Source organism: Azospirillum sp. A26, assembly GCF_042604635.1.
Taxonomy (GTDB): domain Bacteria; phylum Pseudomonadota; class Alphaproteobacteria; order Azospirillales; family Azospirillaceae; genus Azospirillum; species Azospirillum palustre.
On record NZ_CP170472.1, the window covers coordinates 1,482,273 to 1,494,618 of the forward strand.

Annotated in this window: 12 protein-coding genes; 5 read left to right on the forward strand and 7 right to left on the reverse strand. The window is 67.8% G+C overall.

The window, feature by feature from the left end; all coding sequences use genetic code 11:
- Positions 1-1,218 carry a DUF3095 family protein gene (locus ABNQ39_RS07580; protein WP_376956519.1) on the reverse strand — a complete coding sequence of 406 codons (1,218 nt, stop codon included), beginning with the start codon at positions 1,216-1,218 and terminating at the stop codon, positions 1-3.
- A gap of 273 nt (positions 1,219-1,491) precedes the next feature.
- Here ABNQ39_RS07580 and ABNQ39_RS07585 point away from each other — a divergent pair, with 273 nt between their 5' ends.
- Together ABNQ39_RS07585 and mutL are read left to right on the forward strand one after the other, a co-directional pair.
- Complete coding sequence (locus tag ABNQ39_RS07585; protein WP_376956520.1) at positions 1,492-1,857, forward strand: hypothetical protein; 366 nt, start codon at positions 1,492-1,494, stop codon at positions 1,855-1,857.
- A gap of 60 nt (positions 1,858-1,917) precedes the next feature.
- Positions 1,918-3,843, forward strand: a complete 1,926-nt coding sequence (gene mutL, locus ABNQ39_RS07590; RefSeq protein WP_376959766.1) for a DNA mismatch repair endonuclease MutL — start codon at positions 1,918-1,920, stop codon at positions 3,841-3,843.
- A gap of 36 nt (positions 3,844-3,879) precedes the next feature.
- Here the strand turns inward: mutL and ABNQ39_RS07595 are convergent, their stop codons facing one another.
- Entirely contained in the window at positions 3,880-4,116 is a 237-nt protein-coding gene (locus ABNQ39_RS07595; RefSeq protein ID WP_376956522.1) for a hypothetical protein, read from the reverse strand.
- A gap of 124 nt (positions 4,117-4,240) precedes the next feature.
- Positions 4,241-4,852, reverse strand: coding sequence for an NAD(P)-dependent oxidoreductase (locus ABNQ39_RS07600; RefSeq protein ID WP_376956524.1), 612 nt, complete (start codon positions 4,850-4,852; stop codon positions 4,241-4,243).
- 146 nt (positions 4,853-4,998) lie between these two features.
- Here ABNQ39_RS07600 and ABNQ39_RS07605 point away from each other — a divergent pair, with 146 nt between their 5' ends.
- A complete protein-coding gene (locus ABNQ39_RS07605) occupies positions 4,999-5,436 on the forward strand; it encodes a winged helix-turn-helix transcriptional regulator (RefSeq protein WP_376956526.1) in 438 nt (145 codons plus the stop codon).
- Between the two features lie 99 nt (positions 5,437-5,535).
- On the opposite strand, the gene ABNQ39_RS07610 is transcribed toward ABNQ39_RS07605, so the two are convergent.
- On the reverse strand, positions 5,536-7,221 hold the full coding sequence (locus tag ABNQ39_RS07610) for an alpha-amylase family protein (RefSeq protein WP_376956528.1): 1,686 nt from the start codon (positions 7,219-7,221) through the stop codon (positions 5,536-5,538).
- A 341-nt stretch (positions 7,222-7,562) separates the two neighbouring features.
- On the opposite strand from ABNQ39_RS07610, the gene ABNQ39_RS07615 reads away from it, so the two are divergent.
- Positions 7,563-7,796, forward strand: coding sequence for a hypothetical protein (locus ABNQ39_RS07615; RefSeq protein ID WP_376956530.1), 234 nt, complete (start codon positions 7,563-7,565; stop codon positions 7,794-7,796).
- 82 nt (positions 7,797-7,878) lie between these two features.
- On the opposite strand, the gene oxlT is transcribed toward ABNQ39_RS07615, so the two are convergent.
- From oxlT to ABNQ39_RS07630, 3 genes are all read right to left on the reverse strand, one after another.
- Positions 7,879-9,225 (reverse strand): oxalate/formate MFS antiporter, encoded by a 1,347-nt coding sequence (gene oxlT, locus ABNQ39_RS07620; RefSeq protein ID WP_376956532.1) that lies wholly within the window; start codon positions 9,223-9,225, stop codon positions 7,879-7,881.
- 663 nt (positions 9,226-9,888) lie between these two features.
- Positions 9,889-10,449, reverse strand: a complete 561-nt coding sequence (gene rsmD, locus ABNQ39_RS07625) for a 16S rRNA (guanine(966)-N(2))-methyltransferase RsmD (protein WP_376956534.1) — start codon at positions 10,447-10,449, stop codon at positions 9,889-9,891.
- Positions 10,430-11,734, reverse strand: coding sequence for a pseudouridine synthase (locus ABNQ39_RS07630; RefSeq protein ID WP_376956536.1), 1,305 nt, complete (start codon positions 11,732-11,734; stop codon positions 10,430-10,432). The genes rsmD and ABNQ39_RS07630 overlap by 20 nt, the downstream gene beginning before the upstream one ends.
- 105 nt (positions 11,735-11,839) lie before the next feature.
- On the opposite strand from ABNQ39_RS07630, the gene ABNQ39_RS07635 reads away from it, so the two are divergent.
- Positions 11,840-12,292, forward strand: coding sequence for a nucleoside deaminase (locus ABNQ39_RS07635; RefSeq protein ID WP_376956538.1), 453 nt, complete (start codon positions 11,840-11,842; stop codon positions 12,290-12,292).
- Positions 12,293-12,346: the final 54 nt, after the last annotated feature.

Consider the following 12,346-nt stretch of genomic DNA (forward strand, 5'->3'; position numbering starts at 1 on the left):
TCACGACAGGGCGGCGGCGGGCTCCGGTTCCGTCGCCTGCCCCGCCTTTTCCCGCGCCTTCATCGCCTTCAGCATGACCGAGGCGCGCCAGAACCCCAGCCCGGCCCCATCGACGAAATGCACATGGCGGTCGGCCATCACGTCGCCGACCAGACAGGTGACGGTGGTCGCATCGGCCCGCGCGGTGCCGTAGCGGATCGAGCCGGCCTGTGCCGCCTGGGCCAGCAGCGTCTCGATGGCGTCGGCTTCCCCCTCCGTCACGTCCAGCACCAGCCGCGGCCCGCCGGCCGATTTGCGGAAATCGGTGCGCTCCGCCATGTGGCGTCGGTAGCGCTGCGGATCGAAATTGCCGAGCGACAGGCCCAGCCTCAGCAGCAGGACCAGCAGTCCCGACCCGGCTAGCGCCTTGCCCACCCGGCGGACGCGCGTGCCCGGACTTGGCCCGAGACCGGCATCATCCCGGCCGCCGCGCGCCTCCATCAGCAGGGAGCGCAAGTCAGGCGGCCAGCGCGTTTCCAGCCGTTCCCCCACCCCCAGCGGGGCGGCGCCGGCGGTGGGCACGATGGCCTCGATGGCGCGCTGGACGCGGGCAAGCTCCAGCAGCCCCTCGGCTCCCGGATCGACCGCATCGACGATCACGCACAGCACGGTTCCGCGCCGCGGCGGCACCGGGTTCCATCGGCAGGACACCGACTCCAGCCCCGGCAGCGGGCCCGGCTGCGGCGGCAGGCGCCAGCGCGCATCCTCCTTCACCCAGGCATCGGCCGCCACCACCCCGGCACCCAGGAACAGGCCGAAGCTGTTGCCGTTGCCGACATCGTGCAGCGCCGCCATCACCTCCAGCCCCTGGTCGAGCAGAGCCTGCACCGGCACCAGCCCGACGCGCAGCGGCACGTCCATCACCTCCGCCGACCAGTGGGCAAGCGCGGACAGCGCCGCCCGCGCCCCGTCCTCCCGCCCCGGCGGCACCGCGGCGATGGCGCCGTCGCCGCCGAACTGGCAGGCGGCAGGCTCCTGCCCGATGCGCACCGCGTCGGACAGCACCGCGACCACCCCGGCGGCGACGAAATTGACGTCGCGATGGCGTCCCTGCGTGGCCAGCAGCGTGCTGCCGGTGACGTCGGCAACCGCCAGCGACCAACCGCCGCCGAGCGCGGCGTAGCGCCGGGGATCCGACGCCTCCGCAGCGAAATCGCGGATCACCGGCAACAGTGGCATGGCGGTTCCCCCAAAAGGGCGGCAAAGGGCGGGCGGCAACGGGACGAGGTCCAAGCCTAGCATGACGGCAGCGGAAGCGGCAGGGAGGAGCAACCCCGAAAGTCACGGCTCCGTCGGCGAGGCCGGCAACGTCAATACGCGGTCCCGGCAGGAAAATTACCGGGCCGTAACGAATGCTTATGCCATTAACTGTTGTTAAACGATGTGCCCCCAAAACTGTCTGAATATGTCGGTATGGTTTCAGGGTTTCGGAACAAGAGGACGTCGCTCTTCATGTCTTGGCTGTCGAAATTCTCTGGAGGCAACAAGGAGCCGGGCGGTGCGAAGTCCGCGGCCGAGCCGCGCAAGGAACGCCCCTCCACCCCGCCGAAGATCGTCATCGACCATCACGAATATGTGCCGGAGGAGTTCGTCATCGGCTCCTTCCGCATCCGTCCCTATGACGGCGACCTGATCGCCAAGCAAAAGTTCGATTTCCGCCTGCAATTCGACCTCGGCGGCGATCCGGTGGACGTCTCCTGCATGGGCATGGTGGTGAAGATGACGGCGGAAGCCGGCCTCGTCGCCCGCTACCAGTCGCCGCAACCCTTCTACGAACGCAAGCTGGTTGAATACATGAAGGCCCTGAAGGGTCTGTAAACGCGAATAGCGGCCTGATGATGGTGGTGTCGGCCGACGGTCGGCACTATATCTATGGGCATGCCGATCCGTCTGCTCCCAGAAACACTGGTCAACCGCATCGCCGCCGGCGAGGTGGTCGAACGTCCCGCCGCCGCCGTGAAGGAGCTGGTGGAGAACGCCATCGACGCCGGGGCCACCCGCATCGACGTGGTGGCGCGCGACGGCGGCAAGTCGCTGATCGCCGTCACCGACGACGGCTGCGGCATGACGCCGGACGAGCTGGCGCTGGCGGTCGAACGCCATGCCACCTCCAAGCTGCCGAGCGACGACCTGCTCGACATCCGCTCTCTCGGCTTCCGCGGGGAAGCACTGCCGTCCATCGGCGCCGTCAGCTGCCTGACCATCACCAGCCGCGCCCGCGACGCCGACAGCGCCTGGAGCCTGACCGTCGATGCCGGCGCCAAGGGCCAGCCGCAGCCGGCGGCGCTGGCTCAGGGCACGCGGATCGAGGTGCGCGACCTGTTCGCCGCCGTGCCGGCCCGGCTGAAATTCCTGAAAGCCTCGCGCACCGAATACGACCACATCGCCGATTGCCTGGAGCGGCTGGCGATGGCCCATCCCGGCGTCGCCTTCACGCTCTCCGACGGCGGGCGCGGCGGACTGCGGCTGAGTGCTGCGCAGGGCGATTTGCTGGACGCCCGGCTGACCCGGCTGGGTGCCTTGATGGGCCGCGATTTCCAGGAGAACGCCGTTCCGGTGACGGCGGTGCGCGAGGGGGCGTCGCTGGCCGGCTGGATCGGCCTGCCGACCCTTCACCGCCCGACCGCCAAGCACCAGCATCTGTTCGTCAACGGCCGCCCGGTCCGCGACAAGCTGATGGTGGGTGCGGTGCGCGCCGCCTACGCCGATTTCCTGCCGCGCGACCGCCACCCGATGCTGGCGCTGTTCCTCGACATCGACCCGCAGGAGGTCGACGTGAACGTCCACCCGGCCAAGGCCGAGGTGCGCTTCCGCGACCAGGGTCTGGTGCGCGGCCTGATCGTCGGCTCGCTGAAGCACGCGCTGGCCGAGGCCGGCCACCGCGCTTCCACCACCGTCGGCCTCGCCACGCTGGGCGCCCTGCGGCCGGAACCTGCCGGCGATGCTGCTGGGACCGACAGCGGCTTCACCCCCTCCCCTCTGCCCTACGGCCGCTCCGGCGGCGGGTCAAGCGGGAGCGGTTGGGGTGGTTCCTACACGCCCACATCCGTGCCGCGCGGTCTGGCGGAGCGCTCCGCCGCCTTCCAGGCGCCGACCCAGACGGGGCTGCCGCCGCTGCAAGGCCGACTCAGCGGCTTCGGCAACGGCTTCGCCCCGGCAGCGCGCCCGCCGGAATACCGCACCCCAGACCCCGCCGCCCACAAGCCCGAGCCGCCGCCCGACAGCCACCCGCTGGGCGCGGCGCGGGCACAGGTCCACACCACCTACATCGTGGCGCAGACCCGCGAGGGCATCGTCATCGTCGACCAGCACGCCGCCCATGAACGGCTGGTCTACGAGCGGATGAAGACCGCCCTGCTGGAAGGCGGCGTCAAGCGCCAGGCCCTGCTGATCCCCGAACTGATCGAGCTGGACGAACCCTCCGCCAACCGCCTGCTGGCCCGCAGCGCCGAACTGGCAGAACTCGGTCTGGTGATCGAAGGCTTCGGCCACGGCTGCGTCATGGTGCGCGAGGTCCCGGCCCTGCTCGGCCAGTCCGACGTGAAGAACCTGATCCGCGACCTTGCCGAGGAACTGTCCGAACTGGGCGACGCCCTGTCGCTGAAGGAACGGCTGGAGGAGGTCTGCGCGACGATGGCCTGCCACGGCAGCGTCCGCGCCGGTCGCACGCTGAGCGTCGACGAGATGAACGCCCTGCTGCGCCAGATGGAGGCGACCCCGCACAGCGGCCAGTGCAACCACGGCCGGCCGACTTATGTGGAACTGAAGCTGGCCGATATTGAGAGGCTGTTCGGGCGGAGGTAGACCGGCAGTTCCGCTGCCGGTCTTGGCTGCCTAGGCTCACCCCTTCAGGATCACCGCGATCATGATGGCGGCAAAGCTGACGATGGCGACCGAGCCGACGATGATGCTGGCAAGCATCTGCGCCGAGATGTAGGAGCCGGCGACAGTCCCGGCGATCCGCGCCATCCCGTCGCGGCCACCCGTCGCGTTCGCACCAGGGTGTCCGCAGGACGGGCAGGACGGCGCTTCGGTGGAGATCGTGTGGCCGCAGGCGGCGCAGGGGATCAGAGCCATTCCGTTCCTTCCCATGTCTTGTCTTGCCGGGCTTGATCTGCCCTTGCCGAAGACATGGGAGGGGTAATGGAAGATTGCAGCCCCCTGCTCCGGACAACCTACCGGAGAGATACCCCGGCCGCGCTCAGTACCCCACCGTGAAGCGCTTGCGCTCGTGCTTCGGCGTCTCGATCTCATCGACCAGCGCCACGGCGAAGTCCTCGTAGGAAATCCAGCTGCGGCCGGTCTCGTCCGCCAGCAGCGAGTCGGCGCCAAGGCGGAACTTGCCCGTCCGCTCGCCCAGCACGAACTCGGCCGACGGCGACAGGAAGGTCCAGTTCAGGGCCGGTTCGGCCTTCAGACGGTCGAGGAACTCGGCGCCCTTGGTGGCCTCGGCCTTGTAGATTTCGGGGAATTCCGGCAGGTCGAGCACGCGCTTGCCCGGCGCCACCTCCAGGCTGCCGGCGCCGCCGACCACCAGATAGCGCGGCACGCCGGAGGTCTTCACCGCGCCGATCAGGCTGTCGGCATCGCCCATCAGGAACATCACGGCGCTGACCACCGCGTCATGGCCGGCCAGCCGCGGGGCGAGCGTTTCCGCCTTGTTGGCATCACCGGCCTTCACGGTCAGGCCGGGGGCGGCGGCGACCTTGGCGGGATCGCGGACGATGGCGGTGACGCTGTGACCGCGGCGGAGCAGTTCGGCCTGGATGCGGCTGCCGGCGCGGCCGGCGGCACCGATGATGGCGACGTTCATGGCGGGTGTCCTTCAACTAGGTTTCCAATAGTGACTTGATGCCCCTTTGGAAATCTGGTGTAAAGAAGGCACCTTTTCGTGACATGGTCACCCGCGCGTAACCGCCGGGTTGCCGGTCTGGATGACTGAACTGGGAGTGGATGCGGATGGACAGGACCCTGTTGGGGCTGGGCGGCAAGCGGCCGTCGGAGGTGGATCGACTGCCCGACGCCTATGCCTCCGCCTGCCCGACCCGGCAGGCACTGGACCGGATCGCCGACAAATGGACGGTGCTGATCCTGGGATTGCTGGAAAGCGGGCCGATGCGCTTCAACCAGCTGCGCCGCGAGATCGAGGGCATTTCGCAGAAGATGCTGTCGCAGACCCTCAAAAGCCTGGAGCGTGACGGGCTGGTCAGCCGCAGGGCCTTCGCGACCGTGCCGGTCACCGTCGAATATTCCATCACGCCGCTGGGCGCCACGCTGGCCGAAACGCTGGTGCCACTGCGGATGTGGGCCGAAACCCACATCGCGCAGATGCTGGAGGCCCGCGCCGCCTATGACCGGACGGAAGACGGCGCGCCGGTCCGGCTGGACGTCGCTTAGAGTGTGATCGGTTCAAGCGGAATCGCTTGAAGCGTGAATCACACGGAAAAACCAAAAGGTTAGAGTCTGTCTGGTGCTTCAATAAGCACCAGACAGACTCTAAACCTGCTCGCCGGGCTTGCCGTCCCCCTCCGTCCGCCGCAGCAGATAATCCAGCCCGCCGACCCGGAACCAGCGATAGCCGTAGGCTTCCATCACCAGATGGTGGCGACCCTTGGCATCGGGTTCGCTGTGGTCCTCCGACAGCAGGTTGACCAGCCGGCAATCCTCGCCATGGCCGTCCACATCCAGGACGATCTCGCAGGGCTTGTCCGACAGGTTGTGCAGGACGACCACCCCGTTGTTGCGCCAGTCATAGCGCAGAGCCAGCACCTCCGGCCGGCCCGTCTTCAGGATTTGGAAGTCGCCCCAACCGATTTCCGGACACTCCTTGCGCATGCGGATGATGCGCTCGGTCCAGTTCAGCAGCGATTGCGGGTCGCGGCGCTGGATCGCCGCGTTGATCCGCTCATAGCCGAAGACGCCGCCGCTGATCACCGGGCTTTCCGGCGCGTCGGACTTGGTGAAGCCGCCATGCGGCTCGTCCGACCACTGCATCGGCGTGCGGGCGCAGTTCCGTTCGGGCAGCGACAGGTCGTCGCCCATGCCGATCTCGTCACCATAGCGGATGACCGGCGTCCCCGGCAGGGTGAACATCAGGCTGTAGGCCAGCTCGATCCGCCGCCGGTCGGCGTTCAGCATCGGCGCCAGCCGCCGGCGGATGCCGCGGTCATAAAGCTGCATCGACTTGTCCGGCCCGAAGGCGGCGAACACCGCCTGCCGCTGCTCCTCGGTCAGCCGGCCCAGATCAAGCTCGTCGTGGTTGCGCAGGAAGGTGCCCCATTGGGCGGTGGCCGGCCGCGGCTTCGTCACCTCCAGCGCCTTGGCGAGCGGTGCGGTGTCGGCGGTCGCCAGCGCATAGAACAGATGCTGGTTGACCTGGAAATTGAACATCATGTGGCAGCGGTCGCCGTCGGTGCCGAAATAGTGCAGGTCGTCCTCCGGCAGGATGTTGGCCTCCGCCAGCAGCATGGCGTCGCCGCGCCGCCACTGCACGAACTCGCGGAAGCTGCGCAGCATGCCGAACTGTTCCTTCGGCTTGGTGACGTCCGCCCCCTTCTCCGCGATGATGAAGGGCACGGCGTCCATGCGGAATCCGGCGACGCCCAGCTGGATCCAGAAGCCCATGATCTTCAGCAGCTCGGCATGCACCTCCGGATTGGCGGTGTTCAGGTCGGGCTGGAATTTGTAGAAGCGGTGGAAATACCAGGCCTTGGCTTCGCGGTCATAGGTCCAGGTCGATTTCTGCACGCCGGGAAAGACCATGCCCTGGTCGGCATTCTCCGGCTTCTTGTCGGACCAGACATACCAGTCGCGATATTTGCTGTCGGGATCGCTGCGGGCGGCCTTGAACCAGGGATGCTCGTCGGAGGTGTGGTTGATCACCAGATCGATGATCACCCGGATGCCGCGCTGTTCGCAGGCATGGGTGAACTCGACGAAATCGCCCAGCGTGCCGTACCGCGGATCGACATTGTAATAGTCGGCGACGTCGTAGCCGTCGTCCTTCATCGGCGAGGTCTGGAACGGCCCCAGCCACAGGCAGGTCACCCCCAGCCCGTGCAGATAATCCAGCCGGCGCAGCAGCCCCTGGAAATCGCCGACGCCGTCGCCGTTGGCATCCATGAAGGTCGACAGCGACAGGTTGTAGATCACCGCATTCTTGTACCAGAGGTCCCGGATCATGGCCGCTCCATCGCGATGCCCAACTCCCGGCCCGATGCGGGGAGGACAGGCGGGGAACAGCGGCGAGGCCACTTTGGTTGCGGGGCAAACCGTTCTTCGGCGGTAGATGCGCCTGCGGCAAAGTTGCAGGTCAGGCATCCGGCATCTGGCATGCAAAACTTTTTGCGGTGGCATGCCAGTTTGCTTATGTTGCAGTACAGCATGACTGAACCGTCACCGTGGGCACCCGCTGTCCGCGGGGGACGTCGTTCGGCCTCATGCACTGTTGTTCCTATCGCCTTTGTTCCTGTCCCCTTTTTTCCTGTCGACGCCCCGCCCCTCCCGATAAGGACGTTTCCGCCATGATCGAGACCCAGGCCCTTCTGTTCCTCGCGCTGACCGGCATGATCGGCCATGCCGTCTACATGGCCAGCGACCGCGGCGGCTTCACCGTGATCGAGCCGGAGAAGGACGAGACGGAAGAGGAGCCGGGCATCCTGTTCTCCTCCGACCGCTTCCAGCAGGCGGCCCAAGCGGAAAAGAATTCCGACGGCAAACCCGGCAAGGCCAAGGACCGTCCCTTCTGGATCGAATGAACGATGCGGACCGGGGCGCTTCTCGCGCATCCCGGCCCGCATCCGTCAGTCAGTCTTCCGAGCGAAGCCCCCCGACTGCGCCTTACCCGTTGGCGGTGCCGGCGGCGGCCCCGACCGGGACGGCGCGGCTTGCATCGCCATGTTCGGCACGGCGTGCCAACTCCTCGTTCCGGGCGTGGTGCCGGGCCAGCATCGGCTTCAGGACCAGCAGCGCACAGGCCGCGGCGGTCAGATCCATGGTGGCGGTGACATACAGCACGGTCGCCCAGGTGCCGGTGGCTTCCATCAGCAGGTTGCCCAGCGGGACCAGCAGGGCGGCGACACCCTTGGCACAGTACAGGACGCCGTAGATCTTGCCGGCATGCTTGGTGCCGAAGGTGTCGGCCGAGGTGGCGCTGAACAGGCTGTACACTTCGCCCCAGGCCAGGAAGACCATGCCGCTGAGGATCAGGAACATCATCGGGTCGTGGCCGAAGCGGCTCAGCATGATGATGCCGACGCCTTCCAGGGTGAAGGCGACGAACATGGTCGCCTCACGGCCGATGTGGTCGGAGATGAAGCCGAACAGCGGACGCGAGATGCCGTTCATCACGCGGTCGAGCATCAGGGCGAAGGGCAGAGCCGCCATGGTCAGGCCGAAGACGCTGACCGGTGCTTCCTTCACGCCCAGATCGTGGGCGATGACGCCCAGCTGGGCCACAGCCATCAGGCCGCCGGTGACGGTGCCGATGAACATCGCCCACATGACCCAGAACACCGGGGTGCGGACCGCTTCGCCGAGCGTGTAGTCGCGGCGGGTCTGCGCGACCTTGGTGGAGGCCTTGACCTGCTCCTTCTGCGGCATGCGCAGGAACAGCGCGGCGCAGATGATGATGGCGCCCTGCACCAGGCCGAACCAGAAGAAGGCCGACTGATAGCCGCTGCTGTGGATCATCGCCGAGATCGGCAGGATGGTCAGGGCCGAACCGGCGCCATAGCCGCCCGCCGTCAGGCCGACCGCCAGACCGCGCTTTTCCGGGAACCACTTCAGCGCGTTGTTGACGCAGGTGGCGTAGACGCAGCCGACGCCGATGCCGCCGATGGCCGAACCGACATACAGCATGGCGAGCGTGCCGGCATAGCTGTCGACGATCCAGGACAGGCCGGTGAAGAAGCCGCCGGCGGCGACGATCACGCGGGGGCCGTACTTGTCGATGAAGTAACCCTCGATCGGCGTCAGCCAGGTCTGCACGACGACGAAGATGGTGAAGGCGGTCTGGATCGATGCGCGCGTCCAGCCATGGGTCGCCTGGATTTCCGGGACGAACAGCGTCCAGGCATACTGGATGTTGGCCGCCGCCACCATGCAGACGATGCCGACGACGATCTGCGTCCAGCGCACCGCGTCGGTCACCGGCGCCGCGGATTCCGCCGCCGGTTGTGAATTCATATGAGCCATCGTGCCTCCCTTAAACTTGCCTGAGCCGGCGGCACGGCCCCTCTCCCGGGGACCGGCACGCCAATCACGATTGCGGAATGACCCGGACGGACCGCTCTTGCTGACGGTTCCTTTCCGGAACTCGGCGCGGATGCCGACAATCGCTCGGAGTTCGATTGTCCCGATTTAGGAATGCCAGATATGTAATCTGGTATGCCAAAACCGGGGACAAAAAGACACCGACGGACGGATCGACGCCGTAGGCATACAGTCTGATCAAGTAAAACTTACCTTACACACCACATCCGGCGAGCGGTCCACACCGGTTCTGTTATCGGATCACCCGATCGGTCGCGTGTTCTGTAAAAAGAAGCCGTGCCGGTACCTGCACGGCCCCCTCAAACGAGGGTGTGCAGTCTTAGGAGATAGATAGATGCCGCCGTTTCCATAGAGGAACCGCATCGGCGACACATAATGTTTTGCTCGGATTGTTTTGGAACTCAACAATCCGTTTCGTCTTTCCGCATGATGGAAAAACACGGGCGGCAGCCTTGGAACGCCAGGGATGCGTCCCCAACGGCGGGTGGGCGGGGTCGGTAAAAAATGGAACTCAGGGGGATCTAAAGGACTGACCCGCAACGCCAAGGGCAGGGCAAGCGGGAACCGTCCATGCGGTCAGGCCGGGTGGCGGACCGTCAGGAAGGCGACGCGGGTGTCGCCATAGCGGCGCTCGTCGAGCGCCGAAAAACCGTCGGGAAGAGGCAGCGGATCGCGGTCGGCGACCTCAACCACGGCGAGCGCGCCGTCGGCCAGCCAGCCGGCGCGCAGCAGACCCTCAAGCGCACGCGGCGCCAGCCCTTGGCCATATGGCGGGTCGAGGAAGGCCAGCATGCAGGCACGGGGCGCCGGCGGCGGCTTGGCCGCATCAGCACGCAGAATCTGGGCGTTCGCCGTCTCGCGCAGAGCCTCGACATTGGCGCGCACGGCGTCGAGCGCCGGCCGGCCCATGTCGAGGAAGCCGCACCAGGACGCACCGCGCGACAGGGCTTCCAGCCCCAGCGCACCGGTGCCGCAAAAGGCATCGACGACCGCGGCGCCCTCGAACTCGGGCGCCCAGTCGGCGTGGGCCAGGATGTTGAAGATGGCTTGCCGGGTGCGGTCGGTGGTGGGGCGGGTATCGTGCCCGCCCGGTGCCACCAGACTGCGGCCGCGGTGCTTACCGCCGACGATCCGCACGCGGGCGCTCCGTCCGTCCACCAGCCCCGCCGCCAGACCTCTCGCCGCCGCCGGCCTTCGGCCCACCGCGCGGTGCCGGACCGGCACCCTTCGGACCAGCCGGCTTGGACCCGCCCGGCTTGAAGCCCGGAGCCTTGCCGTCGCGCGGCCTGTCATCGCGGGGCCTCTCGTCACGAGGCCTGTCATCGCGAGAACGTGCGCCCTCGGACCGCGGGGCGTCTGACCGGGCACCCTCCGGCTTGCCGGAACGGCCCGGCTTCGCCGAGCCGCCGCCGAGCGACAGGGTGCCGCGGGTGGATGCGCCGCGCCGCGCCGGCTTGGTCTCTTCGGTGCGGGCGGCCTCGGCCTCGTGCCGCTTGGTGGCGGACCGCGGCGCGCGCTTCGGCGCCGCCTTGGCATCGGCGTTCGCCGCAGCGCCGACTTTGGAAGATGCGGCCTTTGGACCGGATTTCCCCGCCGCTTCGGCACGGGCCTTGGCGCGCTGCTTGGTACCGGACTCGGTCGATTCCGCCCCTTCGGGCGTGCCGAAGAAGGGGGCGATCTGTTCGCGGACTACGCGCTTCGGCACCTCCTCGACGGCGCCCTCCTCCAGCTTGCCGAGCTGAAACGGGCCATAGGCGACGCGGATCAGCCGGTTGACCTGGAGCCCCAGCGACTCCATCACCTTGCGGATCTCGCGATTCTTGCCTTCCTTTAGGCTGACGGTCAGCCAGGCGTTGCGGCCCTGGATGCGGTCGAGCGCGGCCTCGATCGGGCCGTACTTCACGCCTTCGATGGTCGGCCCCTTCTCCAGCGCCGCCAGTTGCCTCTCATCGACCTCGCCGAAGACGCGCACGCGGTAGCGGCGGGTCCAGCCGGTGGCCGGCAGTTCCAGGAAGCGGGCCAGCTCGCCGTCGTTGGTCAGCAGCAGCAGCCCCTCGGTCGTCAGATCGAGACGGCCGATGGAGACCACGCGCGGCAGGTCGGGCGGCAGGCGGTCGAAAACGGTCTCGCGCCCCTTCTCGTCACGGGCGGTGGTGACCAGACCCGACGGTTTGTGATAGCGCCAAAGGCGGGCCGGCTCCGGTTCCGGAATGACCTTGCCGTCGACCTGCACGATGTCGCCGGGGCGCACCACGCAGGCCGGGCTGTCCAGCACGCGGCTGTTGACCGCGACGCGGCCCTCGGCGATCCAGCGTTCGGCGTCGCGGCGCGAGCATAGGCCGGCGCGCGCCAGTCGCTTGGCGATGCGTTCACCGCCATTATTGGCGGAATCGGATTTCTTGACAGTATCGGAGCGGTCCATGGCCGGACCATAGGGCCTGGACGCGCCGCCCGCAACACGAGTCCAGCGCCCCGACACCGGAATCCGGTTGACGGGCCCGGCGGGCGGTTGGCACCCTGCCCGGCCATGCCCCCTCCCTCCCATATGGACCTCGCCTTCGCCGCCGCCGAGGCCGCCGCCGCGCGCGGCGAGGTACCGGTCGGCGCCGTCGTCGTCGATCCCGCCACGGGCGCGGTGCTCGCCGCCGCCGGCAACCGGACGGAGGAGCTGTGCGACCCGTCCGCCCATGCCGAACTGCTGGCGATCCGCGCCGCCTGTGCGGAGCGCGGCCAGCCCCGCCTGCCCGGCTGCGACCTGTATGTGACGCTTGAGCCCTGCGCGCTCTGCGCCGCGGCGATCAGCTTCGCCCGCATCCGGCGGGTCTATTACGGCGCCTACGACCCCAAGGGCGGCGCCGTCGACCACGGCCCGCGCTTCTTCACCCAGCCGACCTGCCACCACGCGCCGGAAATCTACAGCGGAATCGGCGAGACCAGGGCCGGGGCGCTGCTGCGGGACTTCTTCAGGAAGCGCCGCTAGGCCATTGCCGACGGTTTGGCTCTCGCTCTGCGCATTATTGTTATCGCCATGCCG

Bases quoted from the DNA above. Each gene is read 5' to 3' on its own strand.
- ABNQ39_RS07580 (WP_376956519.1), bottom strand. From the start codon at position 1,218: ATGCCACTGTTGCCGGTGATCCGCGATTTCGCTGCGGAGGCGTCGGAT.
- ABNQ39_RS07585 (WP_376956520.1), top strand. From the start codon at position 1,492: ATGTCTTGGCTGTCGAAATTCTCTGGAGGCAACAAGGAGCCGGGCGGT.
- mutL (WP_376959766.1), top strand. From the start codon at position 1,918: ATGCCGATCCGTCTGCTCCCAGAAACACTGGTCAACCGCATCGCCGCC.
- ABNQ39_RS07595 (WP_376956522.1), bottom strand. From the start codon at position 4,116: ATGGCTCTGATCCCCTGCGCCGCCTGCGGCCACACGATCTCCACCGAA.
- ABNQ39_RS07600 (WP_376956524.1), bottom strand. From the start codon at position 4,852: ATGAACGTCGCCATCATCGGTGCCGCCGGCCGCGCCGGCAGCCGCATC.
- ABNQ39_RS07605 (WP_376956526.1), top strand. From the start codon at position 4,999: ATGGACAGGACCCTGTTGGGGCTGGGCGGCAAGCGGCCGTCGGAGGTG.
- ABNQ39_RS07610 (WP_376956528.1), bottom strand. From the start codon at position 7,221: ATGATCCGGGACCTCTGGTACAAGAATGCGGTGATCTACAACCTGTCG.
- ABNQ39_RS07615 (WP_376956530.1), top strand. From the start codon at position 7,563: ATGATCGAGACCCAGGCCCTTCTGTTCCTCGCGCTGACCGGCATGATC.
- oxlT (WP_376956532.1), bottom strand. From the start codon at position 9,225: ATGAATTCACAACCGGCGGCGGAATCCGCGGCGCCGGTGACCGACGCG.
- ABNQ39_RS07630 (WP_376956536.1), bottom strand. From the start codon at position 11,734: ATGGACCGCTCCGATACTGTCAAGAAATCCGATTCCGCCAATAATGGC.
- ABNQ39_RS07635 (WP_376956538.1), top strand. From the start codon at position 11,840: ATGCCCCCTCCCTCCCATATGGACCTCGCCTTCGCCGCCGCCGAGGCC.